Annotated in this window: 18 protein-coding genes; 10 read left to right on the top strand and 8 right to left on the bottom strand. The window is 50.9% G+C overall.

Translation table 11 applies throughout. The annotated features are described in order from the left end of the window. The first annotated feature begins 5 nt into the window (after positions 1–5). The 3 genes from KO508_RS09590 (at position 6) to KO508_RS09580 (ending at position 2,518) form a co-directional block, all read left to right on the top strand. The gene (locus tag KO508_RS09590; protein ID WP_216008102.1) at positions 6–971 is read left to right on the top strand and encodes an ABC transporter substrate-binding protein; all 966 of its coding nucleotides are present in this window, start codon (positions 6–8) and stop codon (positions 969–971) included. A 178-nt stretch (positions 972–1,149) separates the two neighbouring features. Next, on the top strand, positions 1,150–2,118 hold the full coding sequence (locus KO508_RS09585) for a beta-ketoacyl-ACP synthase III (protein WP_216008101.1): 969 nt from the start codon (positions 1,150–1,152) through the stop codon (positions 2,116–2,118). A gap of 127 nt (positions 2,119–2,245) precedes the next feature. Then, positions 2,246–2,518 (top strand): YebG family protein, encoded by a 273-nt coding sequence (locus KO508_RS09580; RefSeq protein ID WP_216008100.1) that lies wholly within the window; start codon positions 2,246–2,248, stop codon positions 2,516–2,518. On the opposite strand, the gene KO508_RS09575 is transcribed toward KO508_RS09580, so the two are convergent. Together KO508_RS09575 and KO508_RS09570 are read right to left on the bottom strand one after the other, a co-directional pair. Continuing rightward, a complete protein-coding gene (locus tag KO508_RS09575; RefSeq protein WP_216008099.1) occupies positions 2,515–5,025 on the bottom strand; it encodes a YbcC family protein in 2,511 nt (836 codons plus the stop codon). The genes KO508_RS09580 and KO508_RS09575 overlap by 4 nt on opposite strands. After that, positions 5,022–6,641, bottom strand: a complete 1,620-nt coding sequence (locus tag KO508_RS09570) for an NADH-quinone oxidoreductase subunit L (protein WP_216008098.1) — start codon at positions 6,639–6,641, stop codon at positions 5,022–5,024. Before KO508_RS09570 ends, KO508_RS09575 begins: the two co-directional genes overlap by 4 nt. Before the next feature lie 121 nt (positions 6,642–6,762). Between KO508_RS09570 and KO508_RS09565 the strand changes: the two genes are divergently transcribed. The 4 genes from KO508_RS09565 (at position 6,763) to KO508_RS09550 (ending at position 10,995) form a co-directional block, all read left to right on the top strand. Continuing rightward, positions 6,763–7,650 (top strand): LysR family transcriptional regulator, encoded by an 888-nt coding sequence (locus tag KO508_RS09565; RefSeq protein ID WP_216008097.1) that lies wholly within the window; start codon positions 6,763–6,765, stop codon positions 7,648–7,650. A 114-nt stretch (positions 7,651–7,764) separates the two neighbouring features. Next, entirely contained in the window at positions 7,765–9,246 is a 1,482-nt protein-coding gene (locus tag KO508_RS09560; protein ID WP_216008096.1) for a flavin-containing monooxygenase, read from the top strand. A gap of 82 nt (positions 9,247–9,328) precedes the next feature. Next, on the top strand, positions 9,329–10,006 hold the full coding sequence (locus tag KO508_RS09555; RefSeq protein WP_216008095.1) for a FadR/GntR family transcriptional regulator: 678 nt from the start codon (positions 9,329–9,331) through the stop codon (positions 10,004–10,006). 2 nt (positions 10,007–10,008) lie between these two features. Continuing rightward, on the top strand, positions 10,009–10,995 hold the full coding sequence (locus KO508_RS09550; protein ID WP_216008156.1) for a bile acid:sodium symporter family protein: 987 nt from the start codon (positions 10,009–10,011) through the stop codon (positions 10,993–10,995). Positions 10,996–11,007: 12 nt separating this feature from the next. Here KO508_RS09550 and KO508_RS09545 read toward each other — a convergent pair whose 3' ends face one another. Continuing rightward, positions 11,008–11,463 carry a hypothetical protein gene (locus KO508_RS09545; protein WP_216008094.1) on the bottom strand — a complete coding sequence of 152 codons (456 nt, stop codon included), beginning with the start codon at positions 11,461–11,463 and terminating at the stop codon, positions 11,008–11,010. A gap of 132 nt (positions 11,464–11,595) precedes the next feature. Here KO508_RS09545 and KO508_RS09540 point away from each other — a divergent pair, with 132 nt between their 5' ends. Genes KO508_RS09540 through KO508_RS09530 form a run of 3 tightly spaced genes read left to right on the top strand, consistent with a single transcriptional unit; the run spans position 11,596 to position 16,755 of the window. Beyond that, positions 11,596–13,794, top strand: a complete 2,199-nt coding sequence (locus KO508_RS09540; RefSeq protein ID WP_289851844.1) for a TonB-dependent receptor plug domain-containing protein — start codon at positions 11,596–11,598, stop codon at positions 13,792–13,794. A gap of 35 nt (positions 13,795–13,829) precedes the next feature. Beyond that, positions 13,830–14,816 carry an ABC transporter substrate-binding protein gene (locus tag KO508_RS09535; protein WP_252738033.1) on the top strand — a complete coding sequence of 329 codons (987 nt, stop codon included), beginning with the start codon at positions 13,830–13,832 and terminating at the stop codon, positions 14,814–14,816. Further along, positions 14,809–16,755 (top strand): ATP-binding protein, encoded by a 1,947-nt coding sequence (locus KO508_RS09530; RefSeq protein ID WP_216008093.1) that lies wholly within the window; start codon positions 14,809–14,811, stop codon positions 16,753–16,755. The genes KO508_RS09535 and KO508_RS09530 overlap by 8 nt, the downstream gene beginning before the upstream one ends. 29 nt (positions 16,756–16,784) lie before the next feature. Here KO508_RS09530 and gorA read toward each other — a convergent pair whose 3' ends face one another. The 5 genes from gorA to gspK are packed head-to-tail and all read right to left on the bottom strand — an operon-like array spanning position 16,785 to position 21,743. Continuing rightward, complete coding sequence (gorA, locus tag KO508_RS09525) at positions 16,785–18,146, bottom strand: glutathione-disulfide reductase (RefSeq protein ID WP_216008092.1); 1,362 nt, start codon at positions 18,144–18,146, stop codon at positions 16,785–16,787. Positions 18,147–18,172: 26 nt separating this feature from the next. After that, complete coding sequence (locus tag KO508_RS09520; protein ID WP_216008091.1) at positions 18,173–18,835, bottom strand: GNAT family N-acetyltransferase; 663 nt, start codon at positions 18,833–18,835, stop codon at positions 18,173–18,175. Positions 18,836–18,890: 55 nt separating this feature from the next. After that, positions 18,891–19,421, bottom strand: a complete 531-nt coding sequence (gene gspM, locus KO508_RS09515) for a type II secretion system protein GspM (protein ID WP_216008090.1) — start codon at positions 19,419–19,421, stop codon at positions 18,891–18,893. 4 nt (positions 19,422–19,425) lie between these two features. Then, the gene (gspL, locus tag KO508_RS09510) at positions 19,426–20,730 is read right to left on the bottom strand and encodes a type II secretion system protein GspL (protein ID WP_216008089.1); all 1,305 of its coding nucleotides are present in this window, start codon (positions 20,728–20,730) and stop codon (positions 19,426–19,428) included. A gap of 2 nt (positions 20,731–20,732) precedes the next feature. Continuing rightward, positions 20,733–21,743 carry a type II secretion system minor pseudopilin GspK gene (gene gspK, locus KO508_RS09505; protein ID WP_252738032.1) on the bottom strand — a complete coding sequence of 337 codons (1,011 nt, stop codon included), beginning with the start codon at positions 21,741–21,743 and terminating at the stop codon, positions 20,733–20,735. Between the last annotated feature and the right edge of the window lie 5 nt (positions 21,744–21,748).

Raw genomic sequence — 21,748 nt, 5'->3', positions numbered from 1 at the left:
ATCATATGCGTCTGCTCATTCTAGTCTTACTACTCGTAAGTCCGTTGTGTTTTAGCAAGACCGTCGTCGTCATCGAAAGTTATCACAAAGAATATAAGTGGGATGCAGACTATCTGGTTGCTATCGAATCAGTACTGGGAGCAGAACATGATATCCATGTTTTGGCTCTCGACACCAAGCGCCTACCAAAATCGGAGTGGCCACAGAAGGCAGCAAGCATCCAAAATTCGGTAGCTGAAATCAAACCGGATGTTGCCATCCTTGGTGATGACAATGCCTTTTCACTGATGGCACAACATCTGGTTGATCAGAACATTCCGGTTGTGTTTTTTGGTGTAAATGGCACTCCTGATCAACATCCTACTCTGGAACACCCCTTGGTTACCGGGGTTCTGGAACGTCCGTTTTTCGAACAGAGCATCCGGCATTTACGCAAAGTTCTCCGGCAGAGGGAAAACTTTTTAATCCTGATGGATGATTCGATTACCATGCGCAATGCGGTCAATGACTACTTTGGGGACAAACGTCGGGCGGAGATCTACGGCTCTCGGGTTGATATTGTTCAGACCAACGATAAAGACACTTGGTTAAGCACTGCTGAAAATGCATATACCAAGTACGATGCCATAATCATAGGCACTCATCATACGATTCGAGACACTGGGAATAATTACGTTCAACCCAAAGAGCTCATAAATCAGGCCCATCTCAGTTCACCGGTTCCGATTTTTTCATTTTGGGACATCAGCATCGGGGCGAAGGAAGCTTTGGGCGGTTTTACGATTTCCGCGTATCAGGAAGGTTTTACCGGTGCCCGTTTGGCCTCACTGATACTTAACGGCATACAGCCAGACCGTATACCGCAGATTAAGTCTCTGAGTGGGCATTATGTATACAGCAAAAGCGGGATGGCGCATTGGAACATTGAACTCTCGCCGCTAGTTGCTAGCCAGGCAAACTTTATCGAGTAGCGCCTCAGCGATTTTTACAGGTGTCTTTGACAAACCGCTAATAACAGACAAAGGTTCAGAGGTATAGCATGTTCGAAAGCCAAGGAGCGTTTTGAGCGTGTTCCGTGCCTCTGGCCATAAAGAGGTCACTGTAAATACGTCAGGCTCCCTAATCGGATACACCCTGGGATTTTCGCGAATGACCTTTGCACGCATTGCCGGCACTGGCTCCTACTTGCCAGAGAACATTGTTACCAATAAAGACCTCGAAAAAATGGTTGATACCACGGACAAGTGGATCCGTGAACGCACCGGTATTGAGCAACGGCATATTGCTGTTGAAGGCCAAACAACGGTAGACCTAGCCGAACAGGCGGCCCTCAATGCAATTGAAGCAGCTGGAATCGACGCCAGCGATATTGATCTGATCATTTTTGCCACTTCGACCCCGGACAAGATTTTCCCGAGTTCTGCCTGTATTCTGCAAGCTAGGCTGGGCATACGTGGCTGCCCTGCTTTCGACATACAGGCCGTATGCAGTGGCTTTGTCTACGCTCTCTCGGTTGCCGACAAGTTCATAAAAACCGGAAGCAGCAAAAAAGCGCTGGTTATCGGAGCAGAAGTTTTCTCACGAATCTTAGACTGGTCAGACCGCGGTACCTGCGTGCTTTTCGGGGATGGCGCGGGCGCGGTGATTCTTGAGGCCCATGAAGAGACTGGTATTCTATCCACGCACATTCATGCAGACGGCCGGTACGAAAAACTTCTCCATGTTCCCTGCGGTATTGCCGATGGCTACGATCAGGTAAAAGCCGGGCTGGCCTTCGTCGAAATGAAAGGTAACGAAGTCTTTAAGGTTGCCGTGAATACTCTGGGTAAGATTGTGGACGAGACCCTTACTGCCAACCATATGAAAAAGTCTGATATTGACTGGCTGGTGCCCCACCAAGCCAACCTTCGGATTATTTCCGCCACAGCAAAAAAACTGAACATGTCCATGGATCAGGTGGTCGTTACGGTTAACCAGCACGGCAATACCTCGGCCGCTTCCATTCCTCTTGCGTTGGATGCTGCAGTAAGAGACGGGCGTATCCAACGCAATGAAGTTCTTCTGCTTGAAGCGTTTGGAGGTGGGTTTACTTGGGGTTCAGCGCTACTGCGTTATTGATCAGCGTTGTTAAATAGCTCCCTGTACGGACTGACTGCTTTTATTCCGAGTGGGTATATTTCTCAGGATGAGTCGGCTACACTGTATTTTTATACAGTAAAGCAGACATTCACTGCGAGGAATGACCATGGCGGTACAAGCAGTTTATTTTTCCGATAGGGACGGCCTGGATATGGCGTTAAAACATCCTGAGACCATGCTTTTTACATCGAAAGCAGATGCCGACGCCAGAGATAAGGTGTTGGAGTTGGCGGAAGAGATTCAGGTGTATCTGGCCCGAAAAGTTGAAGGCCTGAGCGATGAACTGGCGGAAAAATGCGCCATGGTCATTGCTGAGGACAAAGATCTTTTCCAAAAGGCCCTGAAAAAGCCGGACCTTTTGAACGCTGCTCAGGATTAACCTGAGCAGTTTTTCCATACACCTTTATCAAATCGCTCCTGACCACCTTCTGGCAGAATCCTGTGCAGCCATAGCCATTCGTTTTTCACCAATCGCGCAACGTCTGGCTGACGCTCGAAAATGGCTTGGATGCGCTCTCTGGGAGCATCAATCAGTACGGTGAGCCGGAGCGGCTCATGGCGCCAGTAGGTACCATCGTGCACGGATTGCAGGGGTAGACCAATTCTCAGATCTGTACCGTTCCCCTCGATAACACCAAGATTTCCCCCTACAACAGAATGCAGCAGTTTGTTACCTGCACCGTAGACCTCGGGAGCGGTGACCGAAGCAAAATATTGTAGGTTGATCCAGTTTGCGACCATCATAGGCGCAGACAATAAAGCCTCCAGTATCTCGCCTTCAGCATCCAGCTCTGAGTCGTAATCGTGCAGGAAGACTCTGCCCGCGAGATTCTTGCCTCTGGTTAGTTTCCGCTTGGCAAAAATAATCGCAGCGTTATTTGCAAGCCCCCACTCAGGCCGAACTTCCGACCAATCGATGGTTCTTCGGCGCATCGAGGTGAGCAACTCTTTGTCATCAAGGCCGTTCAGTTTGAGCGGCGTCGCCCTCTCCTTTCTTGACTCCCTGCCAGCCGTCACAAAGGAAGCTTCCAGCTCTGCCAGAAGAGACTGATGGGATTCAGGAACACTTTTTTGACCGAACACCGTGATTTCATCGGTTACCGTACAGTGCTCTGCGGCAATAGCGAAGGTTGATTCCGGCACTTGAATACCTGCGTCTCCAAGTCCTTCGCGCACCTGTGGGTCATTACATAATGAAGCTGCCAGCCGCGCATTAACCCCACCACTCTGGCCGCCACAAGCGCCGCAAGCCAAGCCTGCGTGATTAGGGTTGTTGTCGGTTTGCGTGCCATGGCCTACAAATACCAGCAGGGGCGCAAAATCACGGGTTAAAGACATGCCCTTAAGAAAGCCAGAGACTAACCCGACCTTCTCGGATATCGTCAAAGGATCGCCTCCTATGTGATGAACCAGCTTGTTATCTCTTGCGTTTGCAATGCTGCCCGGCTGCTCCGCCTTTTTCTGATGTAGGCTGTCTTTCAGTAGCTTCCAAGCCCAAGCGAGGCCTGTGGTTTCAACCAATGTGAATGTGGAAAGGCTGCTGTATTTGGAATGGCGAACGGATTCCCGTGTAATTTCTTTTTGATCAAGCTCGCGATTCAGCGTGCTATCACTTGCGGTGTTTCCCTCGGTGTCGATAAGCCGATAGGCTGGCGCCAAAAGCCCGGGCAGTCTTTGCACCTCAGAATAAGGGCCGTGGCTCTGGTGTGAAACCGGTAGCCCAAAAAATCCGGCAAAACCGAGTGTTTGCACGCGCGGGTTATCATTCTCCAAGTGCCGCCTCATAACTTCTGAGCGAACATCGATACAAAATATTGCCTGTATATCCGTTTTCACGTTGGCCGACTTTGGATCGACTTCTTGCCAACGGTCGGCCTGCCTGTCCTCACTTATGATATCAACGAACTTGCGTTGGTATCCGATTTCAAAAGCACGCTGCCAGACCCACAATAGCTTTGCTTTTTGAGCATTTGCTGCGCTTAGACTTAGCGTGCCGTCTGCTTGCAGAGCCTGACGAATTCTTGCCCAAGCCGCTGTTCTCGCCTTAATCTGCTTATTAGATGCACACTCAAGAGCAACAGCTTCCCAAACCAGCAAAGCAGAAAGTAGCGACTCAGTCGCTTCAGAGCCCTCTCCGGCGAGGCATGTACGCCAGTCTACACCGCTGCTCCACGAGGCCCAGCCAAGTACACGCATCAACAGGTTGTGGCAAAGCACTTCCAACTCGTCCGTATTCAGGTTAATAGCAGTCACGGCGTTTTTTACGGCGTGCAACTGTGTTTCATCTATTTCCTTTAGGCGCTTGCGAGCCCCAGTTATGCCTGTTCGATAGTCCAACGATAAATCTTGCTTGGCGGCCGCAAGCCAGAATTCAAAAAAACCACCCTTATCCTTCTTTTTTCCTGCGGAGGACCAGCGGCCCTGCCGAGCGTCAAAGTAGGCACCACAAAGACGTCCGATTTCACCGTTCACCGCATCAGCGGCATTGACACTCTCCGCATTGGCTGAAAATGCATCGAGCACTGAAAAACAAAGGGGTTCCTCTGGTGTGCGCTCATGCTTTAGTAGATCAAACAGCGGTTGAATACTGGATTGAATTCCGCTCTGAGCCAGACTTTCCTTTAAATCTTCCTCGGAAATTCTCCCGCCCTCCCACGCCTCGCGGTAAAACGCCGTGGGCATCAGAAAAGAGAAGCCGCCTCTTTGATCCAGAATACGCTCTGCACATTTAACAGGCTTATCCCGGAGGCCCCAAAACGGATTAACGGCAATCCATTTATCCAGTGGCCAGATGGGGGCTATTAAACCGCAGGCACGTGTTATAGCACCCTGAAAATTCACTTCATCCAAAACAGGTGCAGATACAACAGCATTAGAATCCATCATGATTTCTTCTCCATGGTGAATGGGTGATGGGGAATTCTCTTGAGCAGGTGCGGTGCGTTAAGTGCTTCAGACGCAAGCCGATGGGTAACCCTGTCAAACATCAGTTCAAGGTAAAGACCCTTGCTGAAGTGGTGCCACAGATTGTTAGTGAAGCGGCTGTCGCAGCCGTACACAATCAGCCCGGAAACTGTGGCGAGTACAACCACGAGTGCGACGGCGATGGTGTACGCCAACAATGGGATTTCGAAATTGGCGTGCTCCGGTACAGCGGGGCCAACTAAAGCATGTAGCACGCCGTAGGTGGGTACGAGAAGTAGTGCGAGTAAGGCAATTCGCGCTTTTGAGGCAAGGGTTGCGCCAGCGGGCACGGTAATCAGAGCACTAGTAATCGCTAGTACCAGCATGGCTCCAAACACTAGGTTTTCTTCTACCAGGCTGGGTAACTGAAGCAAAATGAACGCCGCAACGCCTCCAGTGATAAGGGCCCACAACAGCCCCCCTGAAGTGCGTTGCTGGGCAAAGAGACCCACTGCAGAGGCTTTAACCGTTCTGCCCGACGCCAAAAATGAATGCGCTTTGTAAACTGAGTGCGCCAACAGGTGTAAAAGAGCCAGCGTGTACGCTCCCATCCCTATTTCAAACAACATGAAGCCCATTTGCGCGCACGTAGACCAAGCCAATGCATGCTTCACGGAATACTGGGTCATCATGGCAAGCACAGCGATAACTGCGGTAAGACCGCCGATGGTGAGAAGAATCAGATGTCCAGCTGTAAAGCCGTCAAACACCGGGAAAAGTCGCAGCCAAAGAAATCCGCCTAGATTGATTACACCCGCATGCAACAAAGCTGATACCGGCGTTGGCGCTTCCATTACCCTAAGCAGCCAGCCGTGAAACGGAATCTGAGCGCATTTAAGAAGAGCGGCCAGGGCAAGCGTCACAGAGGCAAGAGTTAGTGTGAAGGACGATGACGGCGATGCAGTTTGTGCCTGCACCATATCCGGCAAGTAAAAGGTGCCGTGATGAAGGTAGAGCAAAGCCACGCCGGCCACCACCAGTATGTCTCCCACTCGGCTTACAATGAACTTTTGTACGGCCGCCATGCGAGCCTGAGGCCGTTCGGGATACAAAGTAAGAAGTTGGTGTAGTGAAATACTCACACCCACCCAAGCACCGGCGAGCACAAGTAGATTGTTGGTCATAACCAGAACCAGCACACAGGTGATAGTTAGCAAAAACCATGGCAAGAAACGCTCGCGCCCCGGGTCGTCCCTCAAGTAACGCTCCGAGAAGCGCAAAATCACCCAGCCAATGAAGCCCACCATTAAAGCCATCCAGACTGAAACACCAGCGGGATAAAGCCCCAGCCAGCGGCCCGGCAAAGCCAACGAACTCGTCACACCACTGTGCTGTGGGTCAACCAGCATGATGGCCGAAATCGACAGTATCGCGCCCATTGAAAGCACCAGCAGTTTTTCGGCTAAGCGCCAGCAATGGTTTTGCTTAAGTGGGTTACGCGTCCAGGCACTGAAGCCGGCGACGGCAAGCAGGGACGCCGGCACCGCCAACCAAGCTAGCAGTACAAAGGCGGACAAAAACAAGACGAGATCATTCATGGGGGCTTTCTCCTGAGACATCTTTGCTGACCCCGGTACTTTGCCCTCAATAGACTGATATAAAAAATAGTTTATACTTTAGTTTATGTTCTATTTAAGAGAACGATTAGAGGGTGGGTAAATGAAGCTTAACTATCACCACTTGTACTATTTCTGGATGGTGGCCCGCACCGGGCATCTAACCCGTGCCGCAAACTCCTTGCATATCTCCCAGTCCGCACTTTCCGGCCAAATACGAAAACTGGAAGAGAGTCTGGGGCATGATTTGTTTATCCGCGAGGGACGGCGCCTCAAGTTATCCGAAGCGGGAAGAATGGCGTTTTCCTACGCCGAGGAAATATTCCGCCAAGGCGAGGAGCTTGCTGCCGTGTTTGCTTCCGGTGCACAAGTTAACCGAGAGGTGCTACGCATCGGCGCAGTGGCAACATTGTCCAGAAACTTTCAGGAAGCCTTTCTGCACCCGCTACTCGGGCGAGAAAACCTCGAGTTTAGTCTGCAAAGTAGTGATATTGATGAGTTGTTAAGGCGCTTATCTGCGCACAGGTTAGACTTAATACTTTCCAACCGACCGGTACGGGGTGATGACGCCAACCCTTGGCGCTCCAAGCTGATATCGAAGCAACCTGTAAGTATTATCGGGCCGCCGGAGTCTGGCCAAACAGTGACCTTTCCAGACTTTCTTGAAGGGCGCAGCTTGATCGTGCCTGGCGCGGACAACAATATCCGGCAAGCCTTTGATCAACTGTGTGAATATCACAAAGTACGCCCCAGACTAGTCGCGCAAGTAGACGATATGGCCATGATGCGTTTGTTGGCCCGGGATTCCGGACACTTTGCGGTGCTGCCACCTGTTGTAGTGCGGGATGAACTTCGTAACGGTGATCTAATCGATTATGGCGCCCTCCCCGGTGTCTATGAGGAATTTTATGCCATCAGTATTCGGCGCCAATTCGAAACTCCAGCCTTACGAGAGCTGTTATCCCAGCCAGTTGAAAGCTTTATGATGTAACCTTGAGTTGATCAGTCTGACTAGAATATCTGGCGCAAATAGCCATAACTATACGAACGCTGAGAACGTATAGTGAACAAGGCGTCATTATTTTAATTGGTTGGATTTATAAACATGACTCAGCAAAATATCACTAAGCAGCCGTCAGTCATCATAATTGGAACCGGGTTTGGTGGCATCGGCATGGCCATCCAACTGAAAAAAGCCGGATTCACAAAGGTCACCTTATTGGAAAAAGCCGAACGTGTTGGTGGCACATGGCGCGACAACACCTACCCTGGCGCCGCTTGCGATGTGCAATCTCACTTTTACTCCTACTCGTTCGAGCCAAAACACGACTGGTCCCGAAAGTTTGGACTGCAGCATGAACTGCTCGGTTATATGGAGCATTGCGTTGAAAAATATGGATTGGCAGAGCAGATCCGCTTCAACAGTGAAGTCGCTGAGGCAGTGTTTGACACCGCCCGCAACCTCTGGACGCTTAGCCTAACCAATGGCCAAACGCTTGAAGCTCAGGTGGTTATAACGGCAACCGGCCAACTTAACCAGCCTGCCTGGCCCATCATCGAAGGTGTGGAGGATTTTAAAGGCGTTTGCTTTCATTCTGCACGCTGGAACCACGACTATGATCTCCAAAACAAACGCGTTGCAGTTATTGGTACAGGTGCCAGTGCCATCCAGTTTGTGCCGGAAATTGCTGGCAAGGTGGAATCACTTACGCTGTTTCAACGTTCGGCTGCGTGGGTTCTGCCAAAGCCGGATCGACGCTTTAAGCCTTGGGAACACTCATTGTTTAAAGCCGTTCCAGCTTGGGACCGGCTCTACCGATACCTAATCTATTGGAAGAACGAGAGTCGCGGCTTAGCTTTTACCGGGTTTAGTAGCCTGTTAAATGTGTTTGCACGTCAGGCGAAAAAGGAAGCCGGTAAACACATTACTGATCCCGAAAAGCTAAAGCACATCATTCCGGACTATCAGATCGGTTGTAAGCGGATTCTGATTTCCAACGACTGGTATCCGGCCATCAATCGATCCAATCTGAATCTGGTGACAGACCCTATCGTAAAAATAAATGCCAGTGGCGTTCAAACTGAATCGGGCAAACACTACCCTGTAGACGCTATAGTTTTCGGCACTGGCTTTCGTGCTTCAGAGTTTTTGTCTCCAATTCGTGTCACCGGGCGCGATGGCATAACGCTGAATCGGGCTTGGCAAGATGGCGCCACGGCCTTCAAGGGCATTACGGTTTCAGGCTTTCCCAACCTGTTTATGTTGTATGGCCCTAATACCAATCTTGCCCATAATTCGATTCTTTATATGCTCGAATCCCAGTTCAACTATGTTCTAAGCTGCCTGCAGGCTCTACAAAAGTACCCGGGTACCGCCATGGACGTTCGTGCAGACCGTTTAAAGCGCTATGCCAGGAGCGTTCAAGAAGACCTTGAAGGCAGTGTTTGGAGCTCCGGATGTTCATCTTGGTATCTTGATGCAAACGGCAAAAACACCTTGAACTGGCCCGGTTTTACGTTTACCTATCGCCTTGCTACCCGCAACGTAAATACAGCTGACTACCAGTTCCTTAGCCCGGCCGGGTAATCCCGGGCTTTCGATCAAGGCATTTGTATTCAACTCATATTCATAGGATGATTGGGTTATCAGCTAAGAGGATGATAGGCTCATGTTAAAAAAGATACAAAAAGGCTCATTGGTTGAAACTGCCATCGAGAGCTTGAGGCATGCCATAGAGACCGAACAATGGTCCGTTGGTGACAAGTTACCTGTTGAATCTGAGTTATCAGAGGCTCTCGGAGTTAGCCGTAACACGGTGCGTGAGGCCGTGCGGGTGCTGGCCCACGTAGGCATGCTAGAAACGCGGCAAGGTGACGGCACCTACGTGAGAGCAACCAGAGATGCAGGCGAAACCCTTAAGCGAATCGCCCGCACTCAGCTCACGGATCAGTTAGAAGTGCGGATTATGCTGGAAACCGAAGCGGCAAAGCTGGCGGCGCAACGACGAAGCGAACAAGACCTTCGGGCTATGACCGCAGCGCTCGACGCACGGGGAAAAGCCGATTCGAATCTCGCGGAACGCATTCATCATGATGAATGTTTTCATCATGCACTGGTGGCCGCATCCCACAACTCGGCGCTGGCAGAGCTGTACGATTACTTCTCCCACGCCATCACGCAAACCATTGAGCGCACAGAAAACGACACAGACTTGCCCGAGCCCTCTCAGGAAGATCATGAACTGCTTCTTGCCGCCGTTCGACGTCAGGATTCAGAGAAAGCTGAAAGACTTGCCCGGGACCTTCTTGCCCCCAGCCTCAAAGCTCTTCGAAAGAGAGGCTCATGACCATGAAGTTTAGACCAGATACATTTACCATCATGTTGCTCGGAGCCATCGGCTTGGCTTCGTTTTTACCTGCTACGGGGACCGCAGGAGAATTATTGGCGAAAGCGGGAACAGTGGCTGTCGCCCTACTCTTCTTCTTTCATGGTGCAGCTCTGTCCCGTGAGCAAATCGTTGCGGGCGCCTCCCATTGGAGGCTGCATATACTTATAACCGCTCTAACTTTTGGTTTTTTTCCTCTCGTAGTACTGCCTATTAACGGAGTGAGCAGCTTTGCACCTTCTTGGATGCCCTTCGATTTGGGGCTTGGCTTTCTGTATTTGGGCGTGCTGCCATCCGCCGTGTCTTCATCTATTGCCTATACCGCTATGGCGCGCGGGAACGTTCCGGCCGCTATTTGCAGCGCTGCCGCCTCTAACGTGTTTGGCATGATGCTCACCCCGTTCTTGCTGTTACTGCTCGTGAGCTCTGCCGGTAGTGGCGAATTTGCAGTGGGCGAGGCACTCAAAGATATTATGGTGCAACTACTGCTGCCATTCGCGGTAGGCCATGCTATGCGGCCCATTCTGGGGGGATTTCTTGGTCGCAACGAATCCCTTATGGCGCGCTACGATAAATGCGTGATCTGGTTGATCGTTTACTCCGCCTTCTCGCACTCTGTGGAAAGTGGCCTTTGGCAAAACCTTCCGGTAAAAGCCATTGTTCTAACGGTTCTGCTCTGCATTGGACTGCTGACGTTATTTATGTTTTTTGCGAGGTTTTTGGTGCAGCGATTCGGGTTTAGCTTGGAGGATGAAGCGGCGGTTGTTTTCTGTGGCTCCAAGAAGAGTCTGGCGTCTGGATTGCCTATGGCAAAAGTACTTTTTTCCGGCCACCCGGGGTTCGGCATGATTGTTTTGCCAATCATGTGCTACAACCAAGTGCAGGTAATTTTAGGGGCTATATTGGCTGAAAAATACCGGGAAAAGATTGCCGCAGCCAAAATCGAGTGACAAGCGGTGGCATCAGCCGCCGCCCATGCCACCAAAAAGCATGGCAAGTATCACAAGCCCGATAACCCAACCAATTACGGCTGGCCAAAAGTTAATCATTTGCGGGGCTTCGTCATCCCCAGGTTCTCTGTCTCGATCTGGGTCAGGCTCCGGGTATCTACGCTCGTCTTCCTGAGCCACGACTTCCTGCAAACTGTGCCAGTCAAACCACTCCGCTAGAAACCCTACAACAGGAGGCGGAAAGCTTCCGTTTTCGGCCATAGGCCGAAGCTGCGGTTCCAGTTGCCGACCGATTTCGAGCCGCAATGGCATCTGATCCGCTGGAGGTTCACAGAGTATAGCTCGCCAAATACCTGCATCCCCACTTCGGCCGGAGTCATTCAGTAGTGCCTTGACTTGAATCATCACCTCACGGACGACCTGCCCTTCTGAGGCGTCTAGCTCGCGATCAACCTCGCTCGAATTCATATCAGGCTCACTCCCACCCTATCAATTCAATATGTTTTTGAGAGACAAACAGCGTGTAGTCAAATACGATAATGGCAAAGCATAAAAACCAAGGCTTCGTCCTTTAACTCGGCAGATTATAGAACGACACCTATGTCCGTTACGAATTTCAATAAAAATACCCTAAAACCGTCAATGGTTTCGATCGCCCACGGTATGACAACAGCATTGTTGGCCTCCGTGTTCATAAGCCCAGTGATTGCTGTCGCCCAGCCACTTACTGATAGCACCGAACCCATGGGCTTTTATGGATTTAACGACGAGATCCCAGAAGTTCTGACAACAACCCGGCTTCGACAACCGAAAACTCGGGTTCCAGGGACAACCACGGTTATCGAAGGTGAGATGATCCGAGACCTAGGCATTATGAGCCTAGTTGAAGTGTTTCGGTTAGTTCCAGGGATGGTTGTGGGCGAGGTCGGCAGTAGTACACCCGTGACGACTTACCACGGCACCGTGCATTATGAGCAACGACGCATGCAGGTTCTGGTGGATGGCCGCACAGCGCACCGCGCTACTCTATCAGATATGGATTGGCAAACCATGCCAGTCCCTTTGGAGATCATTGAGCGAATAGAAGTAAGCCGAGGGCCGAACTCAGCTGCGTACGGTATAAATGCGTTTTTGGGCACGATCAATATAATCACCCGCAACCCGGCAGATACGTCTGGCGCTGAAGTTCGGGTAATTCGCGGTTCCAGAGACTACATCCGAACCTTTGCTTCGGTCGGCGATGTCAGTGATAGCTACGACTGGCGTCTGGCCTATGAAAAACGCAAATTTGGTGGATTTGACTATCAACTTGATAACAACGGGCGCCTACCCTTTCACGATGGTCACGACATAAATACCTTCAACTATGACTCGCGCTGGAAGGTCAATTCCGGTTTTAACGCGGATATCCGTGTTGGTGTTGTTGATGGGCTGAACGAACAAGATATTGATAAAAACGGTGAGCTTGAAGCAACTGGTCACCCAGACATAGATGTGCGGGATTACTATGTACAAACGCAGCTAAACTTTACAATCTCACAGAGCCATTTTTTTCACTTCCAAGCGAGCTTTGAGAATTACGACCGGCGGCAACGCTGGCCAGTATCTCTTCCAGCGTCCGCGGTAGCTTGTTTGGAGAACGGCGATCCTCTCTATTACAGGCCGAACCGGCCTCTATGCTTCCAGTCGGGCGGAATTCCGCTCACGGCAGAAACAAACGCAGACTCCGAGGATTCACGGCTAGAATTCGAGCTTCAGGACACACTGCTGATTAGCGATGACCTGAAACTGGTAACAGGCGCTGGGTTTCGCAAAGACACCTATCGCTCCGAAACTTTTTTTAATGGGCGCGGTAACAACTACCAATCCAGAGTATTCGGCAATATGGAATACACGCCTATTAATTGGCTGACATTGAATGCCGGAGGCAACTGGGAACGCACCACAACCACTGATGAGAGCTACTTCTCGCCCCGTGTTGCGGCTAACTTCACGCTTAACAACAACCACGCATTGAGGTTCGTATACTCCAAGGCCGTTCGAACCCCCGATGGTTTTGAGCAAGATCCGGATTATGGATATACACTGAGAGATGTCAGTCCAGACCAGTATGCTGGTTATGAGGGTTACAGGGTTAACAGCACAGCGGTTTGGGAGCATCCGTCTTACGTAACTCTAGGGAAAGAGCTTGAGGAAGAAACTATCATTTCCCGAGAAATCAGTTACTTCGGGCAGTTTCCTATGAAACAAGGTCAACTGTCTCTGGAGGTACGGGTATTTAAAGATAAGCTTAGGGACATGATCAGCGGTGTCATTCAGTTTGATGATTGGACTATTGATAACAATGTAGGTATCGATCAAAAAGGTTTTGAGGTTGAAGCCTCCCTTGAGTTCCCCGGGACCACCTTCAGAGCCAACTACGGTTACCTTGATCAGGACGATTGGTACACAGGTGCAGGTATTGTGGATGAGGACGGCAATATCGATATTGGTGAACAAGAGTATGCGGTCGACCTACTTGGTCGCCTTTCGTTAAGGCACTCTGGCAGCCTGGCACTTATCCAGAACCTGCCCTTCGGCCTAAAGGGTTCGACAGCCTATTATTGGGCGGATAGATTCCGTAATACTCGATTCGAGCGCATCGATTTCCGTCTAGTAAAGCGGATTTTTCAGCCGCGCTATTCGGCCGAGCTTGCATTGACCATGCAACATTACATTAATAAGGTGCCGGATATCAGCCGTGACAATAATATCGCGGATCAAAACCAGTTCTTCATTGAAGCGGGCTTACGCTTCTGACCGCTAATTAGGGAATATTTCAGACCCGGGATGGTATGGAAAAACCAGCATCGCTCTCATTGCACAGGATTGTCTCGGCGCTAAAGTCGCTGACTGCAGCGGCAGTTCTGTGTGCGGTGACGATGGCGGCTACATTGGTAGCTTCACCGGCTGCACATGCTCAAGGCAATGGTCGCGCCCCTGTCTACCTAGCTGGTTCGGGTAACGCCGCGCTGGATCAGCATATTCAAAAACTTCTTGAACAGAATTTGGAAAGCCAAAACGATCTGATTCTTATATCAGACGAACAAGCCGCACTAACCCAAGATGGCCCGATTGTTACCTTAGGCCCCAGTGCGTTTTCCCGTATTCGGCAGGTTAACCGAAAAGCGCCCGTGCTTGCCCTGCTGGTCGAGCACGACTTCCTGCAAAGCTTCGTTCGCCGCTCCCCGGGACAGGTTTCTGGCGTTTACCACGGAGCCCAACTCCTAAGGCAAGCACTTATCGGGAAAGCGATACTCCCTCAAGCCACACGCGTCGCCCTGATTTCTACCACGGACACTGCAGAACTCTACGACACACTGATTGATCAGCTCCCCGCTTACAAACTTGAAGCGCGGTTGTTCGTAGTGGATGACGACAAACAACTTATCCCGACGCTTATCAGGGCCTTAAGTTATGGTGACTTCCTATTGGCGGCACCAGACGACGCAATATACAACCCAAGAACCATAAAACACGTGTTGCTTACCGCCTATCGTAGAAACAGGATTGTCATAGGTCCGAGCCAAGCTTATGTAAAGGCGGGTTCACTTGCGTCGGGCTATGCACCTTTCCCTGCTATGGCCGAGATGGCTGCAGGTTACCTACAAACATTTTTCGAAACCGGTGCCTTCCCGGCACCGGGTTATCCGTCACAATCCCGGGTTGAGATTAATGAGCAGGTTGCCCGCTCCCTTAACATCCCGCTGGATACCCGCGAGCAGATTGCTCAAACCGTTGAGAAATGGTTACAAGAACAAAGAGGGCAAGGCGATGAGTGAAAACTCCATAGGTACGCCGCTATCCCGAAAACTCCTGTGGCTGGGCGCATTGCCTGCAGTGGTTATGTTTATAACGCTCATGGGATTTTTTACCTCTGCACGGCTTGAAGATGCAAGACGCGACCTAGCAGACAGCAATCAATTGCTAGCGGACAGTCTGGCTCCCTCCCTTGAGTATGCAGTGGTTTCTGGTAACACTTTGGCACTGCAGGAAATTCTTTCTCAATCGATTCGATACAGCAAAGCTGACTGGATTCGCATAACTGATGTGGTTGGCGAACAGATTGGGTTTGCACCTACGGAGAGCAAGCCTGACATAGAGAATACAGGTGAATTCCAAATTTATCAGGCAGAGATACTCCAACAGCCACTAGAGTTTGCAACCGATCGACAAACTTTATGGTTCGAGCCGGTACCCGGTAGTAACTCGAGCGCATTACGAGTTGGTACGGTGGAGGTGGGTGTGAGTGACAAAACGCTAGAGGCTCGACGCAACGATATTCTATGGTCCTCTCTCATAGTGGGGTTGACGTTACTCTTGTTCACCATTTTGGTCATCAACCACATACTAAACACAATTCTATCCCCTATTAACCAGCTATCCGGACGAATCGGCCGTCTTACTGCAGGCGATTATCGGGCTGCCAAGGTAAACGGGCGCCCAAATTCCCGAGAAATTATTGCCATCGAGCATCAGCTTAATGAGTTAAGCGAACATCTGGCATCGCTACAGACATCGCGAGATCAAACATTGGCATTGTCAGAGCATGCGCGGGAAAAAGCAGAGACTGCCAGCCATGCCAAATCAGAGTTTTTGGCCACCATGAGCCATGAACTGCGCACCCCGCTTAACGGTGTACTTGGCATGATTGATCTGGCTCAGGAAGAGCCACTGACTTCAAGGCAGAGGGATTATTTGCAAACGGCCCGTCAATCGACAGAAGACCTGCTTACAGTCATCAGCGATATTCTCGATTATTCCCGTATGGACAGCGGGGCTCTGGTGCTCGAACACCAGATTTTTAACCTCCACACGCTTGTTACCAACTGCGTTGCCTCTTACCGACATGTGGCAGAAGAGCAAGGTTTGGCGCTGACACTGAATTTCTACGGAGACTGGCCTGAAACACCGTTGGTAAACGGTGATGCACCGCGGATTCGCCAGATTGTTGCATGTCTGCTTGATAACGCCATTAAGTTTACCACTGACGGCTTTGTGAACGTTCAGTTGGGCTGCTTCGGTGTTGAGGATGGCTGCATCATCATCAACTGCTCAGTTAGTGATTCAGGCAGTGGCATTCCTCACGGCCGGGTTCCAGACATCTTCAATTCGTTTGAACAGCTTGATGCTGGCGACAACCGCGGTTTCGGTGGTACGGGTTTAGGACTATCTCTGGTTCAGCGTCTGGTTGAGCTTCTCGGCGGGCATATTCAGGTTGAAACGAATCCCGGAAAGGGTTCGTCCTTCCGGTTTGAGCTGCCTTTGGAGCTTGCACCGCAAGCTAAAAACCCGATAATCCCTGAAGTACCAGCATTGCAGGCAGAGCTACCGCTTTCCAAGCGCGCTTTGGTCGTAGAGGATAACCTGGTAAACCAACGTGTTGCCGTAGCACTCCTTAATCGTCTTGGTTTTCAAACAGATGCAGTGGTAAACGGCAAGGAGGCATTGGAACAGATACAAACAAGCCACTCAGGATTTGATGTCATTCTTATGGATTGCCAAATGCCTGTTATGGATGGCTATGAAACATCACGTCATATCAGAGATTGGGAGGCGGCCAGCGGCCTCGGCAGAACACCTATTGTTGCTCTTACCGCCGATGTATTGCCAGAGACAAAGAAAAGCTGCCTTGAAAGTGGTATGGATGACTACCTGTCTAAGCCTGTTAGGAAGGACGGGCTGCAGGAAGTTATAAGTCGATGGATAGAGCTATCTTGAATGAGCCCTTCCTTGGGCTCAGGAGCCTCTTAGGCCACGGGCTCACGCATGGTGACAAATTCTTCTGCGGATGTTGGATGTATGCCCATGGTGGAATCGAACTGGGCTTTGGTCGCGCCAGCCTTGATAGCCACAGCAAGCCCTTGAGTGATTTCACCAGCATCTGGCCCAACCATATGTGCGCCAAGAACCTTGTCTGTTGGGTCATCAACCACAAGCTTCATTAGGCAGCGCTCATCGCGGCCACTAAGCACGTATTTCATGGGCCGGAACTCCGAACGATAGATTCTCAAAGTGTGCCCTGCTTCCCGAGCCTCTTCTTCCGTTAGACCCACGGTACCGATGTTCGGTTGGCAAAAAACCGCAGTTGGAATCGCGGTGTAGTCCATCTCGCCCTCGCCATCTCCGAACATTCTGCGAGACAACACCATAGCCTGTGCCAGTGCCACTGGCGTCAATTGTGGCGTCCCGATCACATCACCAAGGGCGGTCACCGAAGGCACTGAGGTCTGGAAATAGTCATCCACCACCACATGGCCGGAAGCATTCAGCTCTATACCCAACTCGGTCAAACCAAGGCCGTCGACCAAGGCTCTTCTGCCTGTAGCAGCCATCACTAGCCCGGTATCCATAGTATCGCCATTGCTAAGCTTGACCCGATAGTGAGAGTTTTCGGGCTCCACAGATTCAATCGTTACGCCAAATTCAAGCCGAACGCCTTTCTTGCGCATTTCTTGTTCGGTAAAGCGACGCACATCCTCGTCGAAGCCGCGAAGGAATAGGTCACCCCGGTACAACAAGGTGGTCTCCACCCCAAGACCCGCCAAGATCCCGGCAAATTCCACAGCAATATAGCCGCCGCCCCAGACTACTGCCTGCTTGGGCAGTTGAGGTAAATAGAACATCTCGTTCGATGTGAGAATACATTCCTTGCCCGGAATGTCTGGTATAACTGGCCAGCTACCCGTCGCCACTGTTATGTGTTCTGTTGTGTATTCTTTGTCGCCCACAACAACCGTATTCGGGTTTTTTATGGAGGCGGTACCTTCAATAATGGTAACGTCTGCGTTCTCAAGTAAACGGCCATAAATGCCATTTAGCCGCTCTATTTCCGTATTTTTGTTGGCGACGAGCGTAGGCCAGTCAAAGCTCACACTGTCCATCGGAAGGTTCCAACCGTAACCTGCGGCATCTTCTAGCTCGTCTCGAACATGCGCTCCGTAAACAAACAGCTTTTTGGGTACGCAACCCACATTAACGCAGGTGCCGCCAAGATAGCGGGACTCAACTACCGCTACCCGAGCGCCGCGCCCGGCAGACATACGCGCGAGGCGCACACCACCGGAACCGGCACCAATAACGATGAGATCATAATCTAGGCTGTCAGACACAGTGTCTCCTGTTGCTTGTTACAACGTTAATTTTGATTGGCCGCGGCTTTTGCTTCGGGCTGGATCTCACGAAATAGAATGTGATCCTCAAAGCCGCCGACTTTAATTTTCCCGAGGCTCCGAAAGCCCTCCGACTCGTAAAATGGTAAATAACGGCTATTTCCAGTATCCAGAACCAACCCTGTTCCACGGGGGTTTTCCGCACATAAGCGCTGAACGGCTTGTAATAATAGCCGACCGTACCCGCGGTTCTGGTACTTTGGGTTAACACCCATCAAGGGCAGTTGGTGCGCCAATGGTTGGGGTAAAATCGCGCGTAATCTCTCGTGATAATGCAGGTAGCGTCGGGTAGAAGCAAAACCCGCCGTTAATACCATGCGAATTCTCCAACTAAGCTGATTTGCCAGATTCAACCGCAGATCCGGGTCGCCAATAAACGCCACCGCGACCAGAGTATCGTTGACCATTACGCCAACCGCCTCCTGATCCAGATCAAAATAAAGATCAACCAACTCGCGCACGGTTGCCCGAACGCGTTGGTTGTAACCGGGCTTACGATGGTTGAATAGGTGCTGAAAGGTGGGCTCGTTGCGGTAGGCATCGTACAGAATCGATCTGGCTTCGTTTAGCGCAGTGACATCTAGCCGAACAATGACCGGTTCGGGCTTGCTGCTCGTGTCGTTACTCATTATTTCGCTCCTGCCTTTGTCCGGAGCGACGACCCCGGAACCCCGTTACTCACAATCAGATTGTCAATGTTAGGCGAACGGATACTCTGCCGGGCCCACCAGAACGATCCAATGACGCCTGATCAATCACAACGCCATGCTTACCATTGAGCATTTCAAGCCAAGCTGCAACCTCGGCATAGGGAACCGCTTCCAACCAAACTCGAATAGCCGCATCACCGCTGGGCTCAAAACGCTGCAACGTAAGGCCAGATTCCCTTGCTGAGCGGGTTATTAACCCCATCAATGCACGACCGTCGGCGGGTATATCAGCTGATCCATTAGTGGGCCCTGCCCCGCTACTACCCAAGCTGCGGATAACCTGCTCATTGGATTGCATCCAGGCAACCAATTCCGAAGCATTTTCTTTGCTTGCAACTGCCTCATCGTGAAAGCTAGAAACCGGACTCCAGATCATGAAGTAGACAATTCCAAGAAATAAAGCAATGGCCAGAACTGCTAGGGCCTGCTGGTCCCTTCTGGGAAGCTGGTCATACTGCGCAGTTAGTTTCCCAACTATAGGCTGCTCTTTCAGTTTTGTTAACATGATTTCAGCCTCCTGATACCGTCAGGCGGCCGCGGGCACCGCTGGATTCGTTCACAACCGAGCCTATTTTGGCATCAAGCCCTTGGCCAGACAGGCCGTTACGTAGCGTGCTCAGTCGATCGTAACTCTCCGCTCTCACATCAACCACCAACTCCCCTCGGGACTGGCTGTAATTGATTGAGTTAAACGTTACCGAACCGGACCCCGCCACCTTCGAATACTGTTGTCCTGTGTACTTCATAAGCGTTACAAAATCCACATCAGGGCCATTTGACCCAGCTATGCGCAACTGGCCTTCAATAACGCGCCTTACATTACCCGCATGAGTTCGGCGATCCTCGGGAAAAGCCTTTCGGTAAACTGACATGGCCTCATCGCGTAGTTCTTCAGTTTGTTGCTGGTAATAAAAGCCCATTCCAGCTTCTAGCGCCACCTGTACCACAAACCAAACTGCGGCTACGGCGATTAACGGCTTCCAAGGCTTTAGCGGACTTTCCTTACCTCCTTTGATGGAAAAATCCCGTTGGCAAAGATTGATGGGCCGACATAAGTGGTGGTGATGGGCATGTGCCAGCAATTCAAGCGGCATTAACTCCAGCGACTCCCGGCGCACGGAAAGTCGTCCCGGCGCCATGAGTTCACCTAACACGGCTTGTTGCTCTTCAAATTCGGCTTCAGTGCCGTAGATCACCACAGGGACTTCCGCTACGACATCTTCGGATGGTGGCATCGCCAAGGTATGTGCAAACATACCGAGGTTGGCAGACTGCATACTAAGCCATTCGCCACGGTCGCTCGCCATCATCGCAGATTCGCCATCCAAACAAATAGACCAGCCGCCATCTGTGAGCGGGAGCAATGCGGCATCCGGATATATGGCTTCCAGTCTTGCATGAGACCAACCACTAAACAGCTCTAGCCATTGAGCCATGCGATCACGATCAACGGCAGCTACGCGAAATCCCTCTTGAGTATGAAGGCCAAGCGCTAGATGAACACTGTCAATATCTTGGGCTATTTGCTCTTCAACAGCATAAGGCAAAGCCTGATTGATGAACCGGCTTTGCTTTGCCGGAATATCGGCCACACAAAACATGGCTTCATCACCCGGGATCAGGCCCGCTAGAAGAACATCATCAAGCCCGTTTTGGCTTAGTGTCTGTTCAATTGTATTGCGAAAATCGCTGCTACCCTGAGCCTGAGCGTCTCCGCCCGCATCATAAAGCACCCAGTTAAACAGCCGATCCTCCGAGTTTTCTCCGAGGTCCGTAAAAGGTGGCAAGGGTCGCACGTAAAGGCGATATGACATGGTTATCCTTCCGAAATTGTATAGGGCTCTTTGGTAATGCGATTCTTTTGCCCGGTATCCCTGTGAACCGTCCGGACACTACCGTCCTGATCGCGAAAAACCGTGCTCACCATGTTTACAACACGGTTATCGTAGGTAATCCGCGAAACAACCTCAAAAAAACGAGTCTGCAACAGTAGGCCTGCTTCCCTTGGGCCGGCAGAGCGAAATTCAGGGAGGTTTATAAACGCCTGAAGATTTTCAAACCGTTCCTGAGCACGCTTTTCAATAATAGACTCAGCTTGAGCCGCGGTCAGTTCTTCATTTAGCGACATCAATACTTCAGCCGTTGCTGTATTTACATTGATGCCTAGGCCACTGACAGGCAAGGTGGACACGTGAGGCCGCAGCGCTACGTATACTTCCTCAGTCATGCCTTCAATCAACCTAAGCTCAGACACGCTGACAAACGGTTGATTTGCTGCTCGAAAACCGGGTTCTGCCATAAGGTATTGGCCATCTTCCGCTCCGTAGGCACTGACTGTTTGATCATCCGGATCAATCCAATCGACCAAGGCGTCAACTGATATTTCGGTAATGCCCAAAGCCATCAGCAAGCGTGCTACACGTTCTTTGGTCATGGGATCTACCTGACCGTTGACTGTTACTAAATCATTCAGGTTTATCCGCCCGCCAAGATCATCTATCTGAACCTCGGCGACGCCGTTATCGTCCAAAGGCAGAATAGCTGCGCGCATTGCCCAGAACTCGTCCAAGCTATCAATCATTTGGCCGTTTTCTTTATCGTCTTCGAAGTCTTTTATAAGGATTTGACGGGCAAAGGCCTCTGCACCGAGTGCGATACTCTGGCCTTGTTGCTGGGCCAAATAATGTCCGGCTTTGAAGACCCTTATATTTTGTTGCTGGGTCATACCCGACGCCAGCATAACAACCAGAGCCATGGCGAGTAGAACCATGATCAATGCAACACCCTGCTGTGTTCTTGGGCCAGTTTCTGGGGGGCGTGTCATCATAATGT

The organism is Marinobacter salexigens, assembly GCF_018860765.1.
Lineage (GTDB): Bacteria > Pseudomonadota > Gammaproteobacteria > Pseudomonadales > Oleiphilaceae > Marinobacter > Marinobacter salexigens_A.
The sequence above is the reverse complement of the archived record's forward strand: the minus strand, read 5'-3'. Positions and strand labels throughout refer to the sequence as shown.

Bases quoted from the DNA above. Each gene is read 5' to 3' on its own strand.
- KO508_RS09565 (WP_216008097.1), top strand. From the start codon at position 6,763: ATGAAGCTTAACTATCACCACTTGTACTATTTCTGGATGGTGGCCCGC.
- KO508_RS09520 (WP_216008091.1), bottom strand. From the start codon at position 18,835: ATGAGTAACGACACGAGCAGCAAGCCCGAACCGGTCATTGTTCGGCTA.
- KO508_RS09530 (WP_216008093.1), top strand. From the start codon at position 14,809: ATGAGTGAAAACTCCATAGGTACGCCGCTATCCCGAAAACTCCTGTGG.
- KO508_RS09575 (WP_216008099.1), bottom strand. From the start codon at position 5,025: ATGATGGATTCTAATGCTGTTGTATCTGCACCTGTTTTGGATGAAGTG.
- KO508_RS09555 (WP_216008095.1), top strand. From the start codon at position 9,329: ATGTTAAAAAAGATACAAAAAGGCTCATTGGTTGAAACTGCCATCGAG.
- KO508_RS09560 (WP_216008096.1), top strand. From the start codon at position 7,765: ATGACTCAGCAAAATATCACTAAGCAGCCGTCAGTCATCATAATTGGA.
- KO508_RS09550 (WP_216008156.1), top strand. From the start codon at position 10,009: ATGAAGTTTAGACCAGATACATTTACCATCATGTTGCTCGGAGCCATC.
- KO508_RS09585 (WP_216008101.1), top strand. From the start codon at position 1,150: ATGACCTTTGCACGCATTGCCGGCACTGGCTCCTACTTGCCAGAGAAC.
- KO508_RS09545 (WP_216008094.1), bottom strand. From the start codon at position 11,463: ATGAATTCGAGCGAGGTTGATCGCGAGCTAGACGCCTCAGAAGGGCAG.
- gspM (WP_216008090.1), bottom strand. From the start codon at position 19,421: ATGTTAACAAAACTGAAAGAGCAGCCTATAGTTGGGAAACTAACTGCG.
- KO508_RS09570 (WP_216008098.1), bottom strand. From the start codon at position 6,641: ATGAATGATCTCGTCTTGTTTTTGTCCGCCTTTGTACTGCTAGCTTGG.
- KO508_RS09540 (WP_289851844.1), top strand. From the start codon at position 11,596: ATGTCCGTTACGAATTTCAATAAAAATACCCTAAAACCGTCAATGGTT.
- KO508_RS09580 (WP_216008100.1), top strand. From the start codon at position 2,246: ATGGCGGTACAAGCAGTTTATTTTTCCGATAGGGACGGCCTGGATATG.
- gspK (WP_252738032.1), bottom strand. From the start codon at position 21,743: ATGATGACACGCCCCCCAGAAACTGGCCCAAGAACACAGCAGGGTGTT.
- gspL (WP_216008089.1), bottom strand. From the start codon at position 20,730: ATGTCATATCGCCTTTACGTGCGACCCTTGCCACCTTTTACGGACCTC.
- KO508_RS09590 (WP_216008102.1), top strand. From the start codon at position 6: ATGCGTCTGCTCATTCTAGTCTTACTACTCGTAAGTCCGTTGTGTTTT.
- KO508_RS09535 (WP_252738033.1), top strand. From the start codon at position 13,830: ATGGAAAAACCAGCATCGCTCTCATTGCACAGGATTGTCTCGGCGCTA.